Annotated in this window: 19 protein-coding genes and 4 pseudogenes; 14 read left to right on the top strand and 9 right to left on the bottom strand. The window is 64.3% G+C overall.

Translation table 11 applies throughout. From position 1 onward, the window contains the following. The first annotated feature begins 19 nt into the window (after window positions 1–19). Together MPSD_RS12030 and MPSD_RS12035 are read left to right on the top strand one after the other, a co-directional pair. Window positions 20–1514 (top strand): annotated as a pseudogene (locus MPSD_RS12030) (amino acid permease). Window positions 1515–1540: 26 nt separating this feature from the next. Beyond that, window positions 1541–1692 (top strand): annotated as a pseudogene (locus MPSD_RS12035) (IS30 family transposase); the annotation flags it as partial. Between the two features lie 25 nt (window positions 1693–1717). Here the strand turns inward: MPSD_RS12035 and MPSD_RS29240 are convergent. Next, on the bottom strand, window positions 1718–2065 hold the full coding sequence (locus MPSD_RS29240) for a TPM domain-containing protein (protein ID WP_232022824.1): 348 nt from the start codon (window positions 2063–2065) through the stop codon (window positions 1718–1720). A gap of 8 nt (window positions 2066–2073) precedes the next feature. Next, window positions 2074–2535 (bottom strand): annotated as a pseudogene (locus MPSD_RS29245) (protein kinase domain-containing protein); the annotation flags it as partial. Between the two features lie 243 nt (window positions 2536–2778). Between MPSD_RS29245 and MPSD_RS12045 the strand changes: the two are divergent. Then, the gene (locus MPSD_RS12045) at window positions 2779–3861 is read left to right on the top strand and encodes a calcium:cation antiporter (RefSeq protein WP_086084700.1); all 1083 of its coding nucleotides are present in this window, start codon (window positions 2779–2781) and stop codon (window positions 3859–3861) included. Between the two features lie 24 nt (window positions 3862–3885). Here MPSD_RS12045 and MPSD_RS12050 read toward each other — a convergent pair whose 3' ends face one another. Beyond that, window positions 3886–4344 (bottom strand): peroxiredoxin, encoded by a 459-nt coding sequence (locus tag MPSD_RS12050; RefSeq protein WP_086084699.1) that lies wholly within the window; start codon window positions 4342–4344, stop codon window positions 3886–3888. 50 nt (window positions 4345–4394) lie between these two features. On the opposite strand from MPSD_RS12050, the gene MPSD_RS12055 reads away from it, so the two are divergent. The 8 genes and pseudogenes from MPSD_RS12055 (at window position 4395) to MPSD_RS12090 (ending at window position 12865) form a co-directional block, all read left to right on the top strand. Beyond that, window positions 4395–5933: an anthranilate synthase component I gene (locus MPSD_RS12055; protein ID WP_086084698.1), complete on the top strand. Its 1539-nt coding sequence runs from the start codon at window positions 4395–4397 to the stop codon at window positions 5931–5933. A gap of 40 nt (window positions 5934–5973) precedes the next feature. Continuing rightward, window positions 5974–6621: a TIGR02234 family membrane protein gene (locus MPSD_RS12060; RefSeq protein ID WP_020787689.1), complete on the top strand. Its 648-nt coding sequence runs from the start codon at window positions 5974–5976 to the stop codon at window positions 6619–6621. A gap of 89 nt (window positions 6622–6710) precedes the next feature. After that, window positions 6711–7529, top strand: a complete 819-nt coding sequence (gene trpC, locus MPSD_RS12065; protein WP_012394159.1) for an indole-3-glycerol phosphate synthase TrpC — start codon at window positions 6711–6713, stop codon at window positions 7527–7529. Window positions 7530–7564: 35 nt separating this feature from the next. Continuing rightward, window positions 7565–8842 (top strand): tryptophan synthase subunit beta, encoded by a 1278-nt coding sequence (gene trpB, locus MPSD_RS12070; RefSeq protein WP_012394160.1) that lies wholly within the window; start codon window positions 7565–7567, stop codon window positions 8840–8842. Next, window positions 8842–9654 (top strand): tryptophan synthase subunit alpha, encoded by an 813-nt coding sequence (trpA, locus tag MPSD_RS12075; protein WP_036427377.1) that lies wholly within the window; start codon window positions 8842–8844, stop codon window positions 9652–9654. Before trpB ends, trpA begins: the two co-directional genes overlap by 1 nt. Continuing rightward, window positions 9651–11976 (top strand): annotated as a pseudogene (locus tag MPSD_RS30780) (prolipoprotein diacylglyceryl transferase). Before trpA ends, MPSD_RS30780 begins: the two are co-directional and overlap by 4 nt. 63 nt (window positions 11977–12039) lie before the next feature. Then, window positions 12040–12435: an NINE protein gene (locus tag MPSD_RS12085; protein ID WP_012394163.1), complete on the top strand. Its 396-nt coding sequence runs from the start codon at window positions 12040–12042 to the stop codon at window positions 12433–12435. Beyond that, a complete protein-coding gene (locus MPSD_RS12090) occupies window positions 12425–12865 on the top strand; it encodes a DUF2752 domain-containing protein (protein ID WP_015355989.1) in 441 nt (146 codons plus the stop codon). Before MPSD_RS12085 ends, MPSD_RS12090 begins: the two co-directional genes overlap by 11 nt. Before the next feature lie 21 nt (window positions 12866–12886). Here the strand turns inward: MPSD_RS12090 and MPSD_RS12095 are convergent, their stop codons facing one another. Then, a complete protein-coding gene (locus MPSD_RS12095; protein ID WP_086085305.1) occupies window positions 12887–13642 on the bottom strand; it encodes a cutinase family protein in 756 nt (251 codons plus the stop codon). Window positions 13643–14048: 406 nt separating this feature from the next. On the opposite strand from MPSD_RS12095, the gene pyk reads away from it, so the two are divergent. From pyk to MPSD_RS12110, 3 genes are all read left to right on the top strand, one after another. Continuing rightward, window positions 14049–15467, top strand: coding sequence for a pyruvate kinase (pyk, locus tag MPSD_RS12100; RefSeq protein ID WP_011739723.1), 1419 nt, complete (start codon window positions 14049–14051; stop codon window positions 15465–15467). A gap of 99 nt (window positions 15468–15566) precedes the next feature. Further along, window positions 15567–16472 (top strand): acyl-CoA thioesterase II, encoded by a 906-nt coding sequence (locus tag MPSD_RS12105; RefSeq protein ID WP_020787683.1) that lies wholly within the window; start codon window positions 15567–15569, stop codon window positions 16470–16472. 131 nt (window positions 16473–16603) lie between these two features. Further along, window positions 16604–18004 carry a bifunctional lysylphosphatidylglycerol flippase/synthetase MprF gene (locus MPSD_RS12110; protein WP_015355986.1) on the top strand — a complete coding sequence of 467 codons (1401 nt, stop codon included), beginning with the start codon at window positions 16604–16606 and terminating at the stop codon, window positions 18002–18004. Here MPSD_RS12110 and cydC read toward each other — a convergent pair. From cydC to MPSD_RS12135, 5 genes are all read right to left on the bottom strand, one after another. Then, complete coding sequence (gene cydC, locus MPSD_RS12115) at window positions 17966–19660, bottom strand: thiol reductant ABC exporter subunit CydC (protein WP_086085306.1); 1695 nt, start codon at window positions 19658–19660, stop codon at window positions 17966–17968. The genes MPSD_RS12110 and cydC overlap by 39 nt on opposite strands. Next, on the bottom strand, window positions 19647–21245 hold the full coding sequence (gene cydD / locus MPSD_RS12120; RefSeq protein WP_051153797.1) for a thiol reductant ABC exporter subunit CydD: 1599 nt from the start codon (window positions 21243–21245) through the stop codon (window positions 19647–19649). Before cydD ends, cydC begins: the two co-directional genes overlap by 14 nt. Window positions 21246–21331: 86 nt before the next feature. Then, on the bottom strand, window positions 21332–22372 hold the full coding sequence (gene cydB, locus MPSD_RS12125; protein ID WP_020787680.1) for a cytochrome d ubiquinol oxidase subunit II: 1041 nt from the start codon (window positions 22370–22372) through the stop codon (window positions 21332–21334). Between the two features lie 47 nt (window positions 22373–22419). After that, window positions 22420–23877: a cytochrome ubiquinol oxidase subunit I gene (locus tag MPSD_RS12130; protein WP_086085307.1), complete on the bottom strand. Its 1458-nt coding sequence runs from the start codon at window positions 23875–23877 to the stop codon at window positions 22420–22422. A gap of 103 nt (window positions 23878–23980) precedes the next feature. Further along, window positions 23981–24559, bottom strand: coding sequence for an HdeD family acid-resistance protein (locus MPSD_RS12135; protein WP_011739729.1), 579 nt, complete (start codon window positions 24557–24559; stop codon window positions 23981–23983). Between the last annotated feature and the right edge of the window lie 61 nt (window positions 24560–24620).

Here is a 24620-nt window from a genome sequence, read left to right on the forward strand (position 1 = left end):
CCCAATCAAGGAGGAGCGCATGGCGGCCCCGACAATCGGCCTGATCCAGCAGATGCTGCGCCGACGGCCCGTGATCGGGGCGCCCGTGGCTCACGGCGCCTCCGATCAACTGAAACGCAGTATCGGCACGTTCCAACTCACGCTGTTCGGGGTAGGTGCCACCGTCGGCACAGGCATCTTCTTCGTGCTGTCCGAGGCGGTTCCAGAAGCCGGTCCTGGGGTTGTTGCCTCATTTGTGATCGCCGGAATCGCGGCAGGACTTGCCGCGGTCTGTTATGCCGAACTCGCCTCAGCCGTACCGGTTTCGGGGTCAACCTACTCCTACGCCTACACCACTCTCGGCGAGCTGGTCGCAATGGGTGTGGCGGCCTGCCTGCTGCTCGAATACGGCGTGTCCACCGCCGCGGTTGCGGTGGGTTGGAGCCAGTACGTCAACAAGCTGCTTGACAATTTCTTCGGCCATCATCTGCCCCAGGCGCTTTCCGCTGCGCCGTGGGGTGACGCATCCCCGGGAATCATCAACCTTCCCGCTGTCGTATTGGTCGGGTTGTGCGCCGTCCTTCTCATCCGCGGAGCCAGCGAGTCGGCGAAGGTCAACACCATCATGGTGCTGATCAAGCTGAGCGTTCTGGTGATGTTCGCCGTAATCGCCTTAACGGCCTTCGACGCCGATCGGTTCGCTGAGTTCGCGCCCTTCGGTGTCGCCGGAATCGGCGCGGCGGCAGGCACGATCTTCTTCTCGTACATCGGCCTGGATGCGGTGTCCACCGCCGGTGGCGAAGTCAAGAATCCGCAGAAGACCATGCCTTTGGCGATCATGGCCGCGTTGGTGACCGTGACAACGGTCTACGTGGTTGTTACCGTGGCCGCACTGGGCGCGCAGCCCTGGCGGGATTTCGAGGGCCAGCAAGCTGGCCTGGCCACCGTCCTCGACAGAGTCGTCTCAGGCCACTACTGGGGCTCGGTCTTGGCGGCCGGCGCAGTGATCTCCATATTCTCGGTCACACTTGTGGTCCTGTACGGCCAGACTCGAATCCTGTTCGCCATGGGCCGGGACGGTCTTCTGCCCCCAGTGTTCGCCAAGGTTCGCCCACCCAACATGACACCGGTGTACAACACCATCATCGTCGCGGTGGTGATCTGCATTCTTGCCGGCTTCGTCCCGCTGAGCTATCTGGCGGACGTGGTGTCCATCGGCACCCTGGTCGCGTTCATCGTCGTGTCCGTCGGCGTCGTCATCCTGCGGGTGCGTGAACCCGATCTCCCGCGTGGATTCAAGGTGCCCCTCTACCCCGTGACACCGGTGTTGTCGGTCCTGGCGTGTGGATACATCCTGTTCGGCCTGCCCTGGTACACCTGGTTGGCGTTCTCCATATGGGGTCTCGGTGGTGCTGGTGTTCTACTTCGTGTGGGGCCGCCATCACAGTGCGTTGAACGATGGCAGTGACGGCGTGATCGGTGCCATGCCAGCCGATGCCGGCGACAGTGACGTTCTGGCGCAGCGGGATCACTGACGACGGTGAGGGTGTGGCGCTAACCGAACACCAATGGCGCACTGCGCCAGTACTTCCCGAAGGATCCGATCTATCCCGATGGTCCGCTGAAGACATCGAAGCAGTCGCTCACGCCTACAACATCAGGCCCAGAAAGACACTCGGCTGGAAAACGTCGGCCGAAGCCCGCAACCCACACGCGCGCGCTTTTTCGGCTGAAGTAGCTAGGGGGAAAGGTTGGCGAGGCCTTCGGCTGCGGCCAGCGCCGCGCGAGTCCATTCGCGCTGGGAAACGGCCGGTTCGATGCGCTGACGGCGGATCACCTCGATAGCAACCACCCGTCCGGAACTGACCGCGGCCGGGACCCGGAAGGAGAATTCCGGCGTCTCGGTGGCCACCGCGAGCATCGCCTCAGTGTCGGCAAAGCCGTTGGCGCGCATGGTGTTCTCGACCCACTTCGCCGGCGTGAGGCCGCCGAAATCCTTGACGTAGACCACCCAGAGGCCGATGCCGCGCTGGTTGTAGAGCTTGGTGACCGCTCGCGCGATGACCACGCGCTCGGCCGGAGTCAATACCGCCGACTGGTCGGTGACGTGGTCAGACAACTGAAGGGTTGGCTTTGACGGCGGTGTCGCGCCGACGCCCGGGGGAGCCCTGCCGCCGCGATGATTTCCACCACCTCGGCATATGGCATTCCGGTCGGGTACTGGGTGTTCAGTAGTCGAGCGGCGTCGGTTCCCTCCACGTAGTCCATGGAGATCCAGAGTTGTCCGTGGAATTCGCCGCGATCGTGGATGCCGACTATGTGCTGGTTGTACAAGGTTGCGGCGAGGTCGGCCTCACGGTTGAAGCGCTGACGGAACTCCTGGCTGGAGGTGAACTCGGCGGGCAGGATCTTGAGTGCGTCGCGCCGGGGCAGTCGGGGGTGCTGCGCCAGGTACACCTCACCCATTCCGCCCGCACCTAACCGGCGCACGATGGTGTACCCGGCGAACAGCTCACCTTCTTGGAGGCCTTCGCTGTGGCCAGCGCTTGTCGGCATGTGAGCATGCTACTGATCGCGCCGAGGGGGCCATCGGGAAACTACCCAGAGCAGTGGTGACTCCCAGGCCGGGGCTGTGGCTGCCGGACAGAAGCCGGATAGCAATCTCGAAGTTCACCAATCACGTTGGTGCCCCGATGCTCGGGGGGTGTCGCGTCGCAGCACAATACACAGGCTGCGGAGTTGACCAGCGGCCTTGGGGGGTGCTCGGCTGTTTGGAGCCCTCAGCGACAATGGCAGTTGATGTGGAAACGCCTGTCGTGGACCGTGGTGGCCCCGCTGCTTGCGCTTGTCGCGTTGGTACTTTCCTGGGGCCAGCACATCGGCCCCGTGGTGGGTCTGCTGGAAGCAGTGCTGCTCGCAGGGGCGGTGCTGGCCGCCGTGCATCACGCCGAGGTTGTCGCGCACCGGGTCGGTGAGCCATTCGGTTCACTGGTGCTCGCGGTCGCGGTAACGGTCATTGAAGTGGCTCTGATTGTCACCCTGATGGCTTCTGGCGGGCACCAGGCGGCCACGCTGGCACGCGACACCGTGTTTGCTGCGGTGATGATCACTACTAATGGGATTGCTGGGCTGTCATTGCTGCTTGGTTCGCAGCGGTACGGCGTGACGTTGTTCAACGCCCATGGCAGCGGCACCGCGCTCGCCACGGTGACTACCTTCGCGACCCTGAGCCTGGTGCTGCCCACGTTCACCACTAGTCAGCCGGGTCCCGAGTTTTCACCTGGCCAGCTCGGTTTTGCCGCGGTCGCCTCGCTGGCGCTTTATCTGCTGTTTGTTTTCACCCAAACCGTCCGCCATAGGGACTTCTTCCTGCCGGTGGCGCAAAAAGGCGCCGTCGACGATGACCGGCACGCCGATCCGCCGAGTACCCGGGCGGCGATGACGAGTCTTGCGCTTTTGTTGGTTGCCTTGGTCGCCGTGGTCGGACTGGCCAAAATGGAGTCGCCCATCATCGAGCGGATGGTGGTGGCGGCTGGTTTTCCGCAGTCCTTCGTCGGCGTGATCATCGCAACGCTGGTGCTGCTGCCGGAGACGCTTGCCGCCGGGCGCGCGGCGCGGCAGGGGAGGCTCCAGATCAGCCTGAACCTGGCGTACGGCTCTGCAATGGCCAGCATCGGTCTCACCATTCCGACCATCGCGCTGGCTTCCATCTGGCTTAGCGGCCCGCTCTTGCTGGGCCTGGGAGCTCTGCAGCTGGTGCTGTTGGTGCTGACCGTTGTCGTCAGTGCGCTCACCGTCTTGCCTGGTCGGGCGACGCGGCTACAGGGCGAACTGCATCTGGTGGTGTTGGCCGCATACATCTTTCTTGCGGTCAGCCCCTGAGAGCGTGGGCGCGTCGCCGGGGCGTTATGCGCGGGCGCGGAGGGTCTCTAGAGCCTTGTCCGCGTGGGTGTCCATGCTGAATTCGCTGGAGATCACGTTGAGAACTTTGCGATCGGTGTCGATGACAAACGTCATGCGTTTGACCGGCATCAATTTGCCGAGCAGTCCGCGCTTGACGCCGAACTGGCCGGCGACGGTGCCTTCGGCATCTGACAGCAGGGGATAGTCGAAATGCTGCATGTCGGCGAACTTGGCCTGCTTTTGCACGGAGTCAGCGCTGATACCGACGCGGCTCGCGCCGACTGCGGTGAATTCGGCGGCCAAATCGCGGAAATGACAGGCTTCCTTAGTGCACCCCGGGGTCATCGCCGTGGGGTAGAAGAATAGAACCACCGGCCCGTCGGAAAGTAGAGCGCTGAGCTTGCATTGTTTTCCCGTCTGATCGGGAAGCTCGAAGTCGGCCACGGTGTCACCAATTTTCATGGCCGTCAGGCTACGCTCGGGCCGGACGGCGCGTCTGATTGGATAGGCCGATGCGCGCAGACCTTGCAACCACGATTACTCGTGAAAATTTCCGCTCATTGGCCGCGGAACATCGGGTGGTTCCCGTCACGCGCAAGGTGTTGGCCGACAGTGAAACTCCGCTGTCGGCGTACCGGAAGCTGGCTGACGGCCGGCCGGGAACTTGCTTACTCGAGTCGGCGGAGAATGGCCGGTCGTGGTCGCGGTGGTCGTTCATCGGTGCCGGGGCGCCAACAGCATTGACCGTGCGGGACGGCGAAGCGGTGTGGCTGGGTACCGCGCCCGAGGGCGCTCCGACCGGTGGGGACCCGCTGCGCGCCTTGCAGTCCACCTTGGAGGTGCTTGCCACGGGCGTGATGCCGGGGCTTCCGCCGCTGTCCGGCGGCATGGTCGGCTTCTTCGCCTACGACATGGTGCGCCGGCTCGAGCGTCTGCCGAACCTGGCCGTGGATGATTTGCATCTTCCCGAGATGCTGTTGTTGCTGGCTACAGATTTGGCGGCGGTCGACCACCACGAAGGCACGATCACCCTGATCGCCAATGCGGTGAATTGGGATGGCACCGACGAGCGAGTCGATTGGGCCTATGACGATGCCATCGCCCGGCTGGATGTGATGACCGCTGCCCTGAGTAAGCCTTTGCCGTCGTCGGTGGCCACTTTTAGCCGACCGGAGCCCCACTACCGTGCTCAGCGCACCGTCGAGGAGTACGGCGCGATCGTCGAGCACCTGGTGGAAGAGATTGCTGCCGGCGAAGCTTTTCAGGTGGTGCCGTCGCAGCGTTTTGAGATGGACACCACGGTGGACCCGATCGACGTCTACCGAATCCTGCGGGTCACCAATCCGAGTCCCTACATGTACTTGATTCAGGTTCCGAATGACCATGGCTCGGTTGAGTTTTCGATTGTTGGGTCAAGCCCGGAGGCGTTGGTCACCGTTCATGACGGCTGCGCAACGACTCACCCGATCGCCGGAACCCGCTGGCGTGGTGAGACCGACGAAGAGGATCAGCTCCTGGAGAAGGAGTTGCTGGCCGACCAGAAAGAACTGGCTGAGCACCTGATGCTGGTCGATCTGGGGCGCAACGACCTTGGACGGGTGTGTATACCGGGCACGGTTCGCGTTGAGGACTACAGCCACATCGAGCGTTATAGCCACGTCATGCACCTGGTCTCCACCGTGACAGGTCTGCTCGACGCGGGCCACAGCGCTTTGGATGCGGTGACCGCGTGCTTCCCGGCCGGGACGCTGTCTGGTGCTCCCAAAGTCCGGGCCATGGAGCTGATCGAAGAGATGGAGAAAACTCGCCGTGGTTTGTACGGCGGTGTGGTCGGCTACCTCGATTTCGCCGGGAATGCTGATTTCGCAATCGCTATCCGCACCGCGCTGATGCGTAACGGCACGGCGTACGTCCAAGCCGGTGGTGGTGTCGTGGCCGACTCCAACGGGCCCTACGAATACAACGAAGCGCGAAACAAAGCGCGGGCGGTACTGAATGCGATTGCGGCCGCTGAGACCCTGGCCCGTCCGGATGCGGCGTGCAGTGACTGATACCGGGAATGACCGCCGGGCGCGGCGGAACAGCCGACTAATGATCGGGATCGCCCAGTTGTTGCTGGTGATCTCGGCCGGCGTGCTGTGGATTGCTTCGCGGTTGGGGTGGGTTGTCATCCGGTCATTCGACGGACTCGGCCCGCCCAAGGAGGTGACCCTGTCGGGCGCGACGTGGTCCACCGCGCTGCTGCCCATGGCGCTTCTGATGTTGGCCGCCGCGGTCGCGGCGCTGGCAGTGCGTGGCTGGCCACTGCGGGGGCTAGCGGCCTTGCTGGCGATGGTGAGCCTCGCGGTCGGATATCTCGGTGTCAGTCTGTGGGTGATTCCCGATGTCGCACTGCGTGGGGCCGAGCTCGCTCAAGTCTCGGTGATCACGTTGGTGGGTAGCGGGAGGCACTACGTGGGGGCGGGACTCGCGGTGGGCGCTGCCGTGTGCACGCTGGCCGCCGCGGCGTTGTTGATGCGCTCGGCATCGATCGTCGAATCACTCGGCGACAACGCCACAAAGTACGCGTCGCCCGCTTCCCGTCGTTCCGTGGCGCGTGCCCAGGACGCGGCTATAGCCACGGAAAAGGCGTCGAAGAGCGCGGAATTGGACATGTCGGAGCGCACGATCTGGGATGCTCTGGACGAGGGCCAGGACCCTACCGATCGGCCGCCTGAGCCAGACACCGAGGGTCGGTGAACAAGGGTGCGCCGACGGTCGCTACCCTTCATGGACGTCGTCGTAAATCGGCTGTAGAGCCTGGTTTAAATCGGAAGGAAACGACAGGCATGAGTCCGGCAACAGTGCTTGACTCGATTCTCGAGGGAGTCCGGGCCGACGTTGCCGCGCGCGAGGCGCTTGTCGGCATGACCGAGATCAAGGCCGCCGCCGCGGCGGCGCCGCCGCCACTGGACGTGATGGCCGCCCTGCGTCAGCCGGGTATTGGTGTCATCGCCGAGGTGAAGCGTGCCAGCCCATCTGCTGGCTCGTTGGCGCCCATCACCGACCCCGCCAAGCTGGCGCGTGCCTATGAGGATGGCGGCGCGCGCATCATCAGTGTGTTGACCGAGGGCCGGCGTTTTCAGGGTTCGCTCGACGATCTCGATGCGGTGCGCGCGGCAGTCTCTATTCCGCTATTGCGCAAAGACTTTGTGGTTCAGCCCTATCAGATCCATGAGGCGCGGGCGCACGGTGCGGACATGCTGCTGCTCATTGTCGCCGCATTGGACCAGTCAGCGCTGGTGTCCATGCTGGACCGGACCGAATCGCTGGGGATGACCGCGCTTGTCGAGGTGCACACCGAGCAGGAGGCGGACCGGGCATTGAAGGCGGGGGCCAAGGTCATCGGCGTCAATGCGCGCGATCTCACCACCTTGGAGGTGGACCGGGACTGCTTCGCGCGAATCGCTCCGGGATTACCCAGCAACGTGATCAGGATTGCCGAGTCCGGCGTGCGCGGCACCAATGATCTGCTGGCGTATGCCGGTGCTGGCGCAGACGCCGTGTTGGTCGGCGAAGGGCTGGTCAAGAGTGGTGACCCACGGGCGGCGGTTGCTGATCTGGTCACCGCAGGCACCCATCCGTCCTGCCCAAAACCAGCCCGCTAACCGGGGATGACAATCGTGCCCGTTGAGCTTCGGTGATGGCTGACCTATCTCGCCCGGACCTGCCGCGGACCAGTTCCGCGATTGCAGAACGGACCTCCCACGATCCCGATTCAGGCGGGCATTTCGGCGCCTACGGTGGCCGTTACGTCCCAGAGGCGCTCATGGCGGTGATCGAAGAGGTCACCGTCGCGTACGAGAAAGAGCGGGTAAACCAGGACTTCCTGGACACGCTCGATCGGCTGCAAACGCACTACGCCGGTCGGCCGTCGCCGCTGTACGAAGCCACCAGGCTCAGCGAGCACGCTGGCTCAGCTCGAATCTTCCTGAAGCGAGAAGACCTAAACCACACCGGCTCTCACAAAATCAACAATGTGCTCGGTCAGGCATTGCTGGCCCGCCGGATGGGGAAGACCCGGGTGATCGCCGAGACCGGCGCCGGACAGCATGGTGTGGCTACGGCCACCGCGTGTGCGCTGCTGGGCCTGGAATGTGTCATCTACATGGGGGCCGTTGACACCGCGCGTCAGGCGCTCAACGTAGCCAGGATGCGGTTGCTCGGCGCTGAGGTCGTCGCCGTGGAAACCGGTTCAAAAACCCTCAAAGACGCCATCAATGAGGCATTCCGGGATTGGGTCACCAACGCCGATCGCACCTACTACTGCTTTGGTACCGCGGCTGGGCCCCATCCCTTCCCGACCATGGTTCGCGATTTTCAGCGGATCATCGGCATGGAGGCTCGTGTGCAGATCCAAGGTCAGGCGGGCAAGCTGCCTGATGCGGTCGTGGCATGCGTCGGTGGAGGATCCAATGCAATCGGGATCTTTCATGCATTTCTCGACGATCCCGATGTTCGATTGGTGGGATTTGAGGCGGCAGGCGACGGCGTCGAGACGGGTCGGCACGCGGCGACGTTTGCCGGTGGTTCGCCCGGAGCGTTCCAGGGCTCCTTCTCCTACTTGCTGCAGGACGAAGACGGTCAAACCATCGAATCCCATTCGATCTCAGCGGGTCTGGACTATCCCGGGGTCGGCCCCGAACATGCCTGGCTCAAGGACATCGGGCGCGTCACTTACCAGCCGATTACCGACTCCGAGGCGATGGAGGCATTCGGCCTGCTATGCCGGATGGAAGGCATCATCCCCGCCATCGAATCCGCCCATGCGGTGGCCGGTGCTCTCAAGCTGGGTCGTGAGCTGGGAAAGGGTGCGGTGATTGTGGTGAATTTGTCGGGGCGGGGCGACAAGGATGTCGAAACGGCCGCCAAATGGTTCGGTCTGCTGACGCCTGGCGGCAGCGCGAACAAGTCGGTTTGATCATGACTGTTGAACAACGCGAAGCCAGCAGGCTGGGACCGCTTTTCGATTCGTGCCGCGCAGAAAATCGCGCGGCGTTGATCGGATATCTGCCCACCGGTTACCCCGACGTGAACACATCGGTGCGAGCGATGACTGAGCTCGTCGAATCAGGTTGCGACATAGTCGAAGTCGGCGTTCCCTACTCGGATCCGGGCATGGATGGCCCGACTATCCAGCGGGCTACCGAGGCGGCGCTGAGCGGGGGAGTGCGAGTCCGGGACGCGTTGACCGCGGTCGAATCGATAAGCAAGGCCGGCGGGCGTGCCGTTGTGATGACGTACTGGAACCCGGTGCTGCGGTACGGGGTCGATGCATTCGCACGGGATCTGGCGGCCGCCGGCGGGCACGGGCTGATCACTCCCGACCTCATCCCCGACGAGGCCCAACAGTGGCTTGCCGCCTCCGATGAACACGGGCTGGACCGCATCTTTCTGGTGGCGCCGTCGTCAACACCCGAACGCCTGGCCAACACCGTCGCGGCGTCACGCGGGTTTGTATATGCCGCGTCGACCATGGGGGTGACCGGCGCGCGCGACGCTGTGTCGAACGCTGCGCCCGATCTGGTGGCGAGGGTCAAGGCGGTGTCTGACATACCCGTCGGTGTTGGTTTGGGGGTGCGGTCGCGGGAACAGGCCGCCGAGATCGGCCGCTACGCCGACGGTGTCATCGTGGGATCGGCGTTGGTATCGGCGTTGGGCGACGGATTGCCGAGTTTGCGCTCACTGACGGAGGAACTTGCCGCTGGCGTTCGCCAGAGGAACTCGCCATGACGGCGACCGTACTTGCGTATTTCCCCAGTCCGCCGCGTGGCGTCTGGCATCTCGGGCCACTGCCGATTCGCGCGTACGCATTCTTCATCATCATCGGGATCGTTATGGGCCTGATGATCGGTGACCGGCGTTTCGCCGCACGCGGCGGTGAGCGCGGGGTGATCTACGACATCGCTTTGTGGATGGTCCCGTTTGGTTTGATCGGCGGGCGTCTGTACCACCTGAGCACCGACTGGCAGACATACTTTGGCGAAGGCGGCGCCGGGTTGGGCGCGGCGCTGCGCATCTGGGATGGCGGCCTCGGTATCTGGGGTGCAGTGACGCTGGGCACCGTTGGAGCCTGGATCGGCTGTCGTCGTCGCGGAATTCCACTACCTGCCTTCTTGGACGCGGTCGCACCAGGCGTGGTGATGGGCCAAGCGATCGGTCGGCTCGGGAATTACTTCAACCAGGAGCTGTACGGCCGCGAGACCACGGTGCCGTGGGGCCTGGAGATTTTCTATCGTCGGGATCCCTCCGGATTCGTCGACGTTCATTCGCTCGACGGCGTCTCGACCGGGCAGGTCGCGGTCGTGGTGCAACCGACGTTCCTCTACGAGTTGATTTGGAACCTGCTGGTATTCGCCGCGTTGATCTATCTGGACCGCCGCTTCACAATCGGTCACGGTCGATTGTTCGCGTCCTATGTGGCCTTGTATTGCGTCGGGCGGTTCTGCGTCGAGTTGTTGCGCGACGACACCGCTACACACATCGCTGGCATCCGAATCAACTCTTTCACGTCGACGTTCGTGTTCATTGGCGCAGTTGTCTACATCATCTTGGCGCCCAAAGGCCGCGAGGATCCGGCAAGCGTGCGTGGTACGGCCGCCGCTGCTGACGAAGTGCCCGAACCCGAACCTGCCGGCGAGGTCGCGACCGCCGCAGCGCCAGCTGGCGATACGGAAGGCGACGAGCCAACCGGACTGGCAGAAACGGCCAAGGCGGCCGAAGTCGCCGAACCAGAAACCGTTGGTTCGGCGGTCGCCGGAGATGAGTCGACAGCCGATACGAAGCGTCCGACGCGGTCGAGGGTGAGGTTGGCGAGGCTGCTGAGGCTGAGGCGCCTGAGGCTGAGGTGGGTGAGGTAGAGGTTGCTGAGGCGGTCGAGGGTGAGGTTGAGGAGGCTGAAGAGGCTGAGCCGGGTGAGGTAGAGGTTGCTGAGGCGGTCGAGGGTGAGGTTGAGGAGGCTGAAGAGGCTGAGCCGGGTGAGGTAGAGGTTGCTGAGGCGGTCGAGGGTGAGGTTGAGGAGGCTGAAGAGGCTGAGTCGGGTGAGGTAGAGGTTGCTGAGGCGGTCGAGGGTGAGGTTGAGGAGGCTGAAGAGGCTGAGTCGGGTGAGGTAGAGGTTGCTGAGGCGGTCGAGGGTGAGGTTGAGGAGGCTGAAGAGGCTGAGCCGGGTGAGGTAGAGGTTGCTGAGGCGGTCGAGGGCGAGGTTGAGGAGGCTGAAGAGGCTGAGTCGGGTGAGGTAGAGGTTGCTGAGGCGGTCGAGGGCGAGGTTGAGGCGGCTGCTGAGGCTGAAGAGGCTGAGGTGGGTGAGGTAGAGGCGGTTGACGAGGCGGCTGAGGCTGAGGCACCCGAGGTGGGTGAGATAGAGGCTGCCGAGGCGGTCGAGGGTGAGGTCGAAGTGGCCGCTGAGGCCGAAGAGGCTGAGGCGGGCGAGGACGAGCCAAAAGAGGCAGAAGAGGTCGCTGAGGCCGAGGGGTCTGAGGCCGAGGACAAGACAGCGCAGGCCATAGATGGTGGCCAAAAGGGGGTTGACGAGGCAGGCGAGGCCGATGCTGAGCCAGACGACGACTCCACCGCGGCAGAACCCGAGGTCGTGGTCGAGCAAGCAGATATCGAAGAGATCGAACCCCAAGAGCCCGAAGCGGAGGCGGTGGCGGCCGCTGAAGCGACGGACGCCGACGAGGGTGATGGCGAGCCCGCCGAGCCGGCGAGCGACGATCTCGACGCTGTCGCGGCCGAGGACGCTGACGTTGACGTTGACGCCACGGCAACCGAAGCCGAAGAATCCGGCGATGAGTCGCCCGAGCCCGCCGCAGACTCCGAGGAGCCCGAAGCCGACGAGTCCGCACCGGAGGACTCGGCCGAGGACACTTCGTCCGGTGAATCCGACACCCAAAGTGAGTTGGAGCAGAGCCAAACTATCGAGCAGGGCTCCGACCAAACCTCGGCTGGCGACGGCGAGGGCCCGCCTCCGAGCGCGGCGGTGGACGGCGATACCGGCCCAACCCGGCAAGGTTGGCGTGGCGGCTGAGGAACCGGATGCGTCGTTCGGGCCGGTAGCCGTCAGGCCGCCAAGTTCGGCGAGCGGCTCGGGCACCAGCTCATCGGATCTGGCATGCTGAAATGGTGACTGACCAGTCGTGGGCCGGCGGCGGCGCTGGTCCCGGACAGCAACCGGGATACCCACCGCCATTTCCGCCGCCGTACTATCCGGACTACTCGGCGCCCCGCAGTTACTACGACCCAGCGGCGCCTTTTGGCCGGCATCCCGTTACCGGCCAGCCGTTTTCAGATAAGTCGAAGACGGTTGCGGGGTTGCTGCAGCTACTGGGGCTGTTCGGAATCGCGGGCATCGGCCGGATCTACATGGGTCACACCGGGATGGGTATCGCGCAATTACTTGTGGGCTGGTTGACGTGTGGCCTAGGCGCCTTGGTCTGGGGTGTCATTGACGCGGTGCTGATCTTGACCGACAAAGTCAGCGACCCGTGGGGTCGCCCGTTGCGTGATGGAACCTAGTCAGGGCTGCGCCGAGCCGGGGCGGCGCGATGTACATAGCCAGCGCCCCGGCCGCTATGGCGCCGTAGCGTCGGCCGGATTGTTGGCCGCGGCCCTTGGCTACATCGGTTTGGTCGACCCGCACGGCGCGAATTCGGCCTACCCAGCGTGTCCGTTCAAGTGGCTCACCGGTTGGGATTGTCCCGCCTGCGGCGGCCTACGGATGGTGCATGACCTGTTGCACGGTGACCTGGTGGCCAGCATCAACGACAACATCTTCCTGCTTGTCGGGATCCCTGTGCTGGGAGCGTGGGCCCTGCTGCGCCGACGCCGGGGCCGCACATCGCTGCCGCTAGCGGCGATGATCGTGGTCGGGGTAGCGATGATCGTATGGACGGTGCTGCGCAACCTGCCCGGATTTCCGCTGGTGCCCGCCGTCTATGGTCCTTGACCGCGGTCGAGGGCACCGTCCTCAGTTGCCGAAACCGGACGACGGAGCCGGCACCGGCCCGCCTGGGTCTCCACCGAGTCGGCTGGCGGCAAACGCCACCCCCTGATCGACCACGGCCCCGTCGTCGGCGTAGGCATTATGCGCGGCGAAATTGAGGCCGTCGGAACAAACCGGATCCTCGGGGACGCAGACCTTGATGGTCTTCGCCTGGTAGGCAGGGCCGATTTCAACGGCGGGTTCACCCAGAAAGTCCATGGCCCGCACATTCGGCATGCCGAACAGGACCACCGCAGCGACGTGCTCAGCCACATCCGGTTGCAGCGGCTTGGGGACGGTCGCGGGATCGACTCCGGCTGGCACCGCAGCAGAGGTGACAAAGCCCACCACCGCTGCGCCCTGTGAGTAGCCGCCCAGCACCATCTTGGTCTGGGGGCATTGTCCCGCCATCGAAACGACATGAGTGCCCGCATCTCTGATGCCGTCCAGGCCGGTGTCCCAGTTGTCGCTGGCCGGATAGTTGACCGGGTACACGTCGAGTGATCGCCCGCCGATGTGCGAACGCAGAGAGTTGACGAATGCCTGGCCGGTGGGGCCAAGGCCGGGCGGTTCGCCGGTGCCGCGGGCAAACACCACCTCGACATCGGGGCATGGCTCGGCGGATGCAGACGGAATGGCGACGGCAGAAAACACGGAAGCGCTGAGGTCGCAAGCCGTTATCACCGCCGGCCCTAGGAAACGGACGACGTGAGATGCATTCATGCCGCTGTAGTTGCCCATGTGACCAGTTTCTCAAACTGGGAATTGTTCGGCACCTTTTGCAAGAGGCGTGTCCGACATCTCCGCCGGACCCGCGCACGCCCTTGCCCGCGGGGCTGTTGAGCTGAAACTCGCGTTCGGCTGGCGGCGGGCCCGCGCGTGCGTCGACCCGCGCCGCGCTGGCCCGGATCCCAAAGTTGCCCGGGCAGCGCAGACTTCCAGCGCCGGATCCAGCCCCGCATCCGAGGTTGGCGGCGGTGGACGCGGGTGACGATGTGCCTTGGTCACCGCGGGTTTTGGTGCCCCGCCAGAGGACTCCGTTGCACTAACGGTGAGCGAAGCCGCGGTTGATGATCCGCGGATCCAATCCGGGCCGATATCAGTGCGAAACACCGGCGACTCACAACCACGACTATGCTTTGACGGCGTGACTAGACGCGGAAAGATCGTCTGCACCCTCGGGCCGGCTACGCAACAGGACGACTTGGTCAAAGAGCTGGTCGAAGCCGGAATGGACGTCGCCCGAATGAACTTCAGCCATGGCGACTACGCGGATCACGAAGCCGCATATGAACGCGTGCGTGCTGCCTCTGACGCCACGGGGCGTGCGGTCGGCGTGCTCGCCGATCTGCAAGGCCCGAAGATCAGGTTGGGCCGCTTCGCTGATGGGCCGACCTATTGGGCTGACGGGGACACGGTCCGGATCACGGTCGAGGAGTGTGAAGGGTGCCGTGACCGGGTATCCACCACCTACAAGAGGCTGGCCCAGGATGCGGTAGCCGGTGACCGAGTGCTCGTTGATGACGGCAAGGTCGGATTGATCGTCGATCACATCGACGGCAACGACGTGGTCTGCACAGTCGTAGAAGGCGGCCCGGTCAGCAACAACAAGGGAATCTCCCTGCCGGGGATGAATGTATCTGCGCCGGCGCTATCGGAGAAGGACATCGACGACCTCACGTTCGCGCTCAACCTGGGTGTCGACATGGTCGCGCTGTCCTTCGTGCGGTCGCCTTCGGACGTGGAACTCGTGCATGAGGTGATGGACCGGATCGGCCGGCGAGTTCCGGTGATCGCGAAGCTGGAAAAGCCCGAAGCGATCGACAATCTCGAAGCCATCGTGTTGGCATTCGACGCCGTCATGGTGGCCCGCGGCGACCTGGGGGTAGAGCTGCCGCTGGAAGAGGTCCCGCTGGTACAGAAGCGGGCCATCCAGATCGCCCGGGAGAACGCCAAACCGGTGATCGTGGCGACCCAGATGCTCGACTCGATGATCGAGAACTCGCGGCCCACCCGTGCCGAGGCCTCTGACGTCGCCAACGCCGTGCTTGACGGCGCCGATGCCCTGATGCTGTCCGGTGAGACCTCGGTGGGCAAGTACCCACTTGCTGCGGTCCGGACGATGTCGCGCATCGTCTGCGCGGTTGAAGAGAACTCGACGGCGGCCCCGCCGTTGACCCATGTGCCGCGCACCAAGCGGGGAGTGATCTCCTATGCGGCCCGCGACATCGGTGAACGACTCGACGCCAAGGCGTTGGTCGCCTTCACTCAGTCCGGCGATACCGTGCGACGGCTTGCTCGGCTGCATACCCCATTGCCGCTGCTGGCCTTCACCGCTTGGCCCGAGGTGCGCAGTCAGCTCGCGATGACCTGGGGCACCGAGACTTTCATCGTCCCGGAGATGGACTCGACTGACGGCATGATTCGGCAGGTCGACAAATCGCTGCTAGAACTCGGCCGCTACAAGCGTGGTGATCTGGTGGTCATCGTCGCGGGTGCACCGCCGGGGACCGTGGGTTCGACCAATCTGATTCACGTGCACCGGATCGGTGAGGACGACGTCTAACCTGGCCCAGGAGCCGGGGAATTGAGTCCCACCCAGGAATCCGTGCGACCGCGAAGCGCCGCCTGAGCTCGGCCACCGAATCTGGAGGAGAGCGAGCCCATGCCGGCCGGCGATGAGCCCAACGTGCGAGACGAAGCCAAGTCGGACTTCGAGGAACTGCTCGCGGTCCTAGACCTCAAACGCGTCGCGGATGATCGGTTCATCGGGGCCCATCCCAGCAAGAACCCGATGCGAACATTCGGTGGGCTGCTGATGGCTCAGTCATTTGTTGCCAGCAGCCGCACGTTGCTTCGAGACGATCTAGCGCCCAGCGCGCTCTCGGTGCACTTCATCAACGGTGGCGACACGACGAAAGACATCGAATTCCAGGTGGTGCGGCTGCGCGACGAGCGTCGTTTCGCCAATCGACGGATCGACGCGGTGCAGAATGGGACGCTGCTGTCCTCGGCGATGATCTCCTACATGTCGGGCGGGCGTGGGCTCGAGCATGGTGTCGAGCCGCCGCCGGTGGCCGATCCAGAAACTCGCCCGCCCATTGGCGAGCTGCTGCGCGGCTACGAGGAGACCGTTCCGCACTTCGTCAACGCGCTGCAGCCGATCGAATGGCGCTACACCAACGATCCGTCCTGGGTGATGCGTGACAAAGGGGAGCGGCTGCACTACAACCGGGTCTGGGTAAAGGCTTTGGGTAAACTGCCCGACGATCCGATCCTGCACACCGCGACGATGCTGTATTCCTCGGATACCACCGTGCTGGACTCGGTGATCACCACCCACGGCCTGTCCTGGGGGTTTGACCGCATTTTCGCCGCCTCGGCCAACCATTCGGTGTGGTTTCACCGGCAGGTCGACTTCAACGATTGGGTGCTGTATTCCACATCGTCACCGGTGGCGGCAGACTCACGCGGCCTGGGCACTGGGCACTTCTTCAATCGCACCGGCCAGCCGGTGGCGACGGTGGTGCAGGAAGGCGTGCTGAAGTATTTCCCCGCCGCACGACGATAGACCCCGCGCGAGGATGCGCGCAGCGGCGACGACAAGCACCTGAACTTGGGCCGGTCCGGCTCTGCTCAGGCGTAACGTTCCTGGTAGTAGGCGCACCGCCCAGCTGAGAATCGCGCTGTCGGGAGGTGAGTGTGGACGGATCGTCGGTCGAGGTTGTGCCGCGCGTTCGGGCACGCGAACGCGTTGTCGTCAACGTCGACTCTGTCACCGCCCGCTGCGTTGGGGCACTGGCGGTGTTCTGCGCGGCCTGCTGGCTCATTGCGTTGCTGGCCCGAAACTACCGGCACGAGGATTGGCAGGCCGCTGGCCGGCTGAGCTGGTCGTTGACGGTGCTGGCCGCGGTGGCGCTGATCGCGCGAGGCATCTTCCTGGGGCGCCCGGTGACTGCGATGCATGCGATTGTGGCCGCCTTGATCCTGGTCCTTGGCTTGGGCGCGCATGTGTTGTCTTTTAGTCTGGCCGGTGAACTATTGATCGCCGGATCGGGACTGGTGCTGATGTGGCCAACGTCGGCGCATCCGCGGCCCGAGGAACTACCGCGAGTGTGGGCCTTGATCAACGCCACCAGTGCGGATCCGTTGGCGCCGTTCGCGATGCAGGCGGGCAAGTGCTATCACTTCAACGCGGCCGGCACCGCGGCGCTGGCATATCGGACGCGGATGGGTTTTGCGGTCGTCGCCGGCGACCCCATTGGTGCGGAATCGCAGTTTCCGCAACTGATCGCCGACTTCGCCGCCATGTGTCACACCCACGGCTGGCGGATCGCGGTCTTGGCTTGCAGCGAGCGGCGGCTTGACCTATGGGCCGACCGTGCGGTGGTCGGCCAATCCCTGCGCGCGGTTCCCATCGGTTGCGATGTCGTCATCGACGTGCGGAGCTTCGCCATGGTGGGCCGAAAGTTCCGCAACCTGCGTCAGGCCGTCAAGCGCACCCGCAACGCGGGCATCACCACCGAAATCGTGGCCGAGCAGGAGCTCGACGACACACGGCGGGCAGAGCTGGCCGAGATGCTGCTGGCATCACCCAAAGGGGCCCGAAACGACCGTGGCTTCTGCATGAGTCTGGACGGCGTGCTCGAAGGTACATACCCCGGGGTGCAGCTGATCATTGCTCGCGATGTTTCCGGGCGGGTACAGGGATTTGACCGGTTCACGACGGCCGGGCGCGGTAGCGACTACTCCCTGGATGTGCCGTGGCGTCGGAGTGGGGCCCCGAACGGGATCGACGAACGGCTCAGCGTCGACATGATCATTGCTGCCAAAGACGCGGGGGCGCAGCGACTGTCACTGGCATTCGCGGCGTTTCCGGAAATCTTCGACGAGTGTCACCGTAGCCGGCCGCAGCGCCTGTTCTACCTGTTGATCCACTTGCTTGACCCCTTGATCTCCCTCGAGTCGCTGTACCGCTACCTGTGCAAGTTCCACGCGCTCGACCAGCGGCGGTATGCGTTGATCACCGTGACTCAGGTCATTCCGCTGCTGGTCGTACTGCTCTCACTGGAGTTCATGCCGCGCCGGCGTCACCTTCGGTGAAACCTCTTGCCGGGAAGGGATGTTCATTCGGTCACACCGAATGTTTTCGGAGAGGTGGTGGGTGGCCACCACGATGGTCTTGGCGACGGGTAGCAGACCGGTCTCCGAGGATAGGAGGTAACGAAGAATGCGATCGGCGTCGATTGCGTCGAGGTGCTCGGTGGGTTCGTCGAGGAGCACGATCTGGGCAGGCGAAAGCGCTGCGCGGGCGAGCAGGAGCCGTCGGCGCTGGCCCGCGGAGACCGCCTGCGCGCCACCGATCAAGACCGTCGACAGGCCGTGGGGAAGACCGGCGAGCCACGCGCCGAGGCCGACCCTATCCAGGGTGGTCACCAGCTCGTCATCGGTGCAATCTCCGCGGACAACCAGCAAGTTGTCGCGCACGGTAGTCGCGAAGATGTGCGCGTCTTCAGCGAAAAACCCAATGGTGCTGCGTAATTCGGCGTCATCGAACCGGGTCAGACTGATTCCGTTCAATAGCACCTGCCCCTGTAGCGGCGATAGCAGCCCGGCCAGGGTCATTAGTAGGGTCGTCTTTCCGGAGCCGCTGGGGCCCGTGACGGCCAGCGGAGCCCCCGGTGACAGCTCGATCGTGGTCCGGGTGGCGTGGGCCCGTGAATGGCCGGAATAGATATCCGCTGACAGCTGGCCGAGCGTGGGGGATTCCAGCGTTGCGATCGCGGTATCGGTCGGCGGGTTGACGTCGCGCCCAGCGAGTTCGATCAACCGGTGCAACGCGATTCGGGACCGGGTCAGCTGAACCGCAGCGGCCGGGAGAGCGTTCGTGGCCTCGAAGGCAGACAGGGGCAACAACATCAGGACCGCCAGGGTGGTGGGCGCGACGGTGGGGGCCATGAGGATTCCGGCCACCACCGCTCCGAGCACGCTTGTTCCGATTGCCGCTGTCGGTACGGCTTCGGCGATCGCGGCGGGACGCGCCGCCGCATCCATGGCCTCGCCCCAGGCATGTTGTTGCCGTTGTGATTTCGCGATCACTGCAGGTAGCACGCCGCCGACCCGGAGCTCGGGGGCATGTTCGAGGGCGACCATCGCCGACTCATCCCGGCCGGCATGATGCTGGCGGGCCAGCGCTTCCTGTGATTGCGCCGCTCTGCGGGCAAGCGACGGCGCAATTATCCCGGCCACGATGAAGCACATCGTCAACACGGCAGCTGCCGGCAGTGATATGACCGCGACCACCCCGATCGCAGCCGGTGCCAGCACCGCCGCCACGCCCACCGGAACCAGGGCGCGCACCAGCACGTCAGCCAAGGTGTCAACGTCGCTACCGACGCGCGCCACCAGGTCGCCGCTGGATAACCGGAATGCCGCTGCTACCGGTCCTTCGGCTAGTCGCTGATAGATCCGGGCACGCGCGGTGCCTGCCGCGCGTAGCGCGATGTCGTGGGTGGCCAGTCGTTCGCAATAGTGCAGAACGCCCCGCGAGATCGCGAACGTCCGCACCGCGACGACGGCGATCGATAGGTCAAGCACCGGCGGCATCTGCGATGCCCGGGTTATCAGCCAGGCCGACACGCCGGCCAGTGCCAGGGCGCTGCCCAGGGACAACACCCCCAGGGCGATCGCGGCGAGCACCCGGGGCAGCCTCGGACGCAACAGGTCGTATGCGGCCGATAGGGAATCAGACCGGGACATAGCCGGCCTGAGTATCGAGTCCGTCGCGGGTTACCTCGACTACCTGGTCGCCGATGGCAACCACCGGTTCGCGATGTCCGACCACCACCACGGTCGCACCGGTGCGGGCCCGTTCGGCGATGGCCTGCAGCACTTGCTCCTCGGTGCGCGAGTCCAGGTGTGCGGTGGGCTCGTCGAGTAGCAGCACCGGGGAAGGCGATCCCAGGACGCGGGCCAGGGCCAAACGTTGTCGCTGCCCCAGCGACAAACCGACGCCGTCTCGGCCCAGCACCGTGTCCAATCCGTCCGGGAGCTCAGCCAGGACCGCGTCGAAGCCCGACGCCGCGCAGGCGCTGTCCAAATCGGCCGGCTCACCAAGTAGCACCAGGTTGTCACGGACCGTTCCGGGGATCAGCACCGAACGCTGCGGCAACCAGGACAACTGGCGCCACCAGTCGACGGGATCCAGCTCGCTGATGTCGATTCCAGCGACGGTAAGCCGCCCGTTTGACGGCGTGGTGAGCCCCGCGATCAGCTGCAATGTGGTGCTCTTGCCCGCGCCGTTTTGTCCGGTCAGCACCGTCACCTGGCCGGGTTCGATGGTGGCGGTCAAGTTGTGTGGTGATCGGCCGTCGCGTCCGGTGACGCTGAGATTTTGGAGGTGGATCGTCGCCTCACGGGCGGTTACCGCTCGTCGAGCCGGTGGGGTGCAAGCCGTTTCGCCGATGAGCGTGAATGCCTGGTCGGCCGCGGATTTCCCGTCCTGGGCGGCGTGAAACTCCACGCCAATGCGGCGCAGCGGCCAGTACACGTCCGGGGCCAGCAGTAACACTGTGAGACCGGCGGTCAGTGTCATTTCACCGAACACCAAGCGCAGTCCGATGCTGACGGCAATCACAGCCACGCCCAGAGTCGCCAGCAGTTCGAGCACCAGAGCTGACAAGAAGGCAATTCGCAGTGTCGCCAGGGCCGAGCGCCGATGCGCGGCGCTGAGCTCGGCGATGCGTTGTTCAGGGCCGGAGGCTCGGCCCAGCGCCCGCAGGGTGGGGATTCCGGCGATCAGATCCAGCAATCGGGCCTGCAAGGTGGCCATTGCGGCCAGAGCCGCCGCTGACCGCTCAGCGGTAGCCAACCCGATCAAGACCATGAAGACCGGGATCAGTGGAAGGGTGATCACCGCGATCAGCGCCGACTTCACGTCGTAGACCGCGATCATCACCACGGTGGCCGGGGTCAGGATCGCCGCAAGAAACAGCGTGGGCAGGTAACCGGTGAAATAGGGTCGCAAGCCGTCCAGTCCGCGGGTTACCACCACCGCGGCGGCATCGCGTTGTGCCGCCAATTCGTTGGGCTGGTGGGCCGTCACCGACTCCAGCACCTGCCCACTGAGCTCGGCGATCACCGCGCTGGCCCCGCGCTGGCCCAGGCGCGCCTGCAGCCAGTGCGTCACCGCGCGCAACGCCCACAGCGCCGACAACATCAACAGCGAGCCCAGCCAGCAGCGTAGACACCGTGCCGAGGGGTCGCTGGCGACGCGCGCGACCATGCTCGCCAGCACGATCGCCGACGCAATGGCACAGCCCGAGATGACCACTCCGCAGGTCACCGAGGCGATCAGATAGCACCGCAACGCGGCCGACGCCCGCCACAGCCGCGGGTCCAGCGGCGCGCGGGTGGTCGAGGCCCTTGCGGTCAGGAGGGGCGCCTAGCCAGACCTATCGACGGCGGTATCCGCTCGGCCGAAATCCGCTGCCGGAAGACCCAGTACGTCCAGGCCTGGTAGACCACCGTCAGCGGGGCGAACAACGCGGTAACCCAGGTCATGATCTTGAGCGTGTAGGGCGTCGAGGAGGCGTTGTAGATCGTTACGTTCCATCGCTCGTTGAGCGTCGACGGCACCAGATTCGGGTATAGGGCACCGAACAGCAGGAGCACCACGGCCGCCACTACCACCGCGATGCAGAGGAACGCCCAGCCATCGGATACGCGTCGCCAGACCAGCAGCACCGCCGCCAGCTGCGCAACCACGGCCACCCCCAGCAAGGCCCAGGTCCACTGCTTGCCATAAGCCAACTGGGTCCAAACCCCAAATCCGGCGACCAGGACCGTGACGGGAAGCGACAACACGACGGCAAACCGGTATGCGTCGTCGCGAATCGGGCCCGCCGTCTTCAAGGCGACAAACACCGCCCCGTAGAACAGAAACAGGCCGGCGGTGGCCAATCCGCCCAACAGGGTGTACGCGTTGAGCACATCGCCGATCGACAGGGCCACGCGACCGTTGGCATCGACGGGCAGGCCTCGCACCAGGATGGCGAATGCGACGCCCCAGAGTATGGCCGGCAACCAGGACCCGGCTGCAATGCCGAAGTCGGCCAGCGCACGCCACTTTGGGTCATCGACCTTGCCGCGCCACTCGATGGCCACCGAGCGCACGATCATGCCGAACAAGATGGCCAGCAGCGGCAAGTACAGCGTGGAGAACACCGTGGCGTACCAGCCGGGAAATGCGGCGAACATGGCCGCGCCGCTGGTGATCAGCCACACCTCGTTGCCGTCCCAAACCGGTCCAATGGTGTTGAGAGCGGTGCGCCGGTGGATCTCCGGATCACCCGTGCCGAAATGTGCGAAGGGTGCCATCAGCATGCCTACGCCGAAGTCGAATCCCTCGAGGATGAAGAATCCAAGGAACAGCACCGCGATGACAGCGAACCACAACTCTTGGAGTCCCAACGGTCAGCTCCCTTCTCTTGAGTTGGTGGCTTGGGCCTTGCCCGGTCTCAATAGGCGAACGACAGAGGTGCTACCTCGTCGTCGTCGGGTGCGCGTGGTGGAGCAGGCTCGGCGTCGTGTTCCAGCGGGCCCTCGACTATGTAGCGTTTGAGCAGCCAAAACCAGATGACCGCGAGCACCGCGTAGACAAGCGTGAATGTCACCAGGGAGGTGACGACCGTGGCGGTGGTCAGGTTGGACACCGCGGTTGCGACGGTGAGCCGAACGTTGGGGTCACCGGTTGGGTTCGGGGCCACGATCCAGGGCTGGCGGCCCATCTCGGTGAACACCCACCCGGAGATGTTGGCCAGGAACGGAGTCGGAATCGTCAGCAGCGCAAACCATCCGAACCAACGCTTGTCCGGGATGCGTCCACCGCGAGTCAGCCACAGCGCAAGCAACGCGAACAGGACTGGGATTGCCAGGAATCCGATCATGGCGCGAAACGACCAGTAGGTGACGAAGAGATTGGGGCGGTAGTCATTTGGACCGAATCGCTGTTGGTAGTCCCGTTGCAGGTCACGCACGCCTTGCAGGGTGACGTTGGTCGGCCTGCCCTGCGCCAGGATCGGTAATACGTAGGGCACCTCGATGACTCGGGTGAGGCCATCGCAGTTGTTCTGCCGGCCCACCGTGAGGATGGAAAAGTTCGGATCGGTTTGGGTGTCGCACAATGACTCTGCCGAAGCCATCTTCATCGGCTGCTGCTGAAACATCAGCTTGCCTTGGTAGTCGCCGCTGAAGAACAGGCCGACCGTGGCGATCAACGCCACCCAACACCCCAGGATGGTCGCCGGACGGTACATGGCCCGGGTACCCGGCGGTACGGGGGAATTCTTGGAACGCACCAGCCACCAGGCGCTCACGGCGGCGACGAACGTCCCGGCGGTGAGGAATGCGCCCGTGACCGTGTGGGCAAATGCGGTTCGCCCGGTGTTGTTGGTGAGCAAGGCCACGATGCTGTTCAGTTCGGCACGGTGGGTTTCGGGGTTGTAGTGCGCACCGACCGGGTGTTGCATGAACGAATTGGCCGTGATGATGAAGAACGCGGACACGTTCACGCTGATCGCGACTATCCAGATGCAGGCCAGGTGGACAAGGCGGGGCAACCTGCTCCAGCCGAAGATCCACAATCCGATGAAGGTGGATTCGAAGAAGAAGGCTATCAGGCCCTCCATGGCCAGGGGGGCGCCGAAGATGTCGCCGACGAACCGTGAGTACTCGCTCCAGTTCATTCCGAACTGGAATTCTTGGACGATCCCCGTCGCCACGCCGATGGCGAAGTTGATCAGGAACAACTTCCCGAAGAACTTGGTCAGTCGGTACCACGCGGGGTTGTCGGTGATCACCCAGGCCGTCTGCATGATGGCCAGCAGGGGAGCAAGGCCGATCGTGAGCGGTACGAAAATAAAGTGGTAGACGGTGGTGATACCGAACTGCCAACGCGAAACATCGACGACATTCATGTGCCATCTCCCGGGCCTGCGGGTGGTCTTACCGTGCTACGACGAAGTGTAGTAGGCCGGGCGGCTCCGACGCTAGCGTCAATTGAGCCACCCGGCCCGAGGGTCAGAGCCCTAGCGACTTAGATGCCTTGCGGATACCGAAGGACGACACGACTTCGAACGCGCCGATGACCACCAGCCACACGCCCACGACGATGGCCAGGGTGATGATCGACTCGAACGGCGCGCCCATCACCACCACGCCGGCGATCAGGCTGATGACACCGATGAAAATCGACCATCCGCGACCCGGCAGGGTGGGGTCGCTGATTGCCGACACCGTGGTGGCGACGCCGCGGAAGATGAATCCGATGCCGATCCAGATGGCCAGCAGCAAGACCGCATTGCCGAAGTGGCGGAAGGCCAGCACGGCCAGGATCAGCGAAGCCGCGCCGCTGATGAACAGCAGGATTCGACTGCCCGCCGACACATGCAGGCTGAACGCGAACATGACCTGCGCGATCCCGGTCAGGATGAGGTAGACGCCGAAGGCGACGGCAGCAACCAAGACCGAAATTCCTGGCCAGGCCAGGATTAACGCGCCAAGGATCAGCGACAGGATTCCCGATGTCAGCGTTGACTTCCACAGATGCGGTAACAAGCTTGGGACAGGTGAGGTTTCCATGGCCGCAGTGTGACACATGTGACGGTCCTGGCAAAGGGGCAAAGGGTTGTGTCTAGTGGGCCGACCGGACGTGCCGAAA

It is taken from the genome of Mycobacterium pseudoshottsii JCM 15466 (genome assembly GCF_003584745.1).
Classification (GTDB): domain Bacteria; phylum Actinomycetota; class Actinomycetes; order Mycobacteriales; family Mycobacteriaceae; genus Mycobacterium; species Mycobacterium marinum.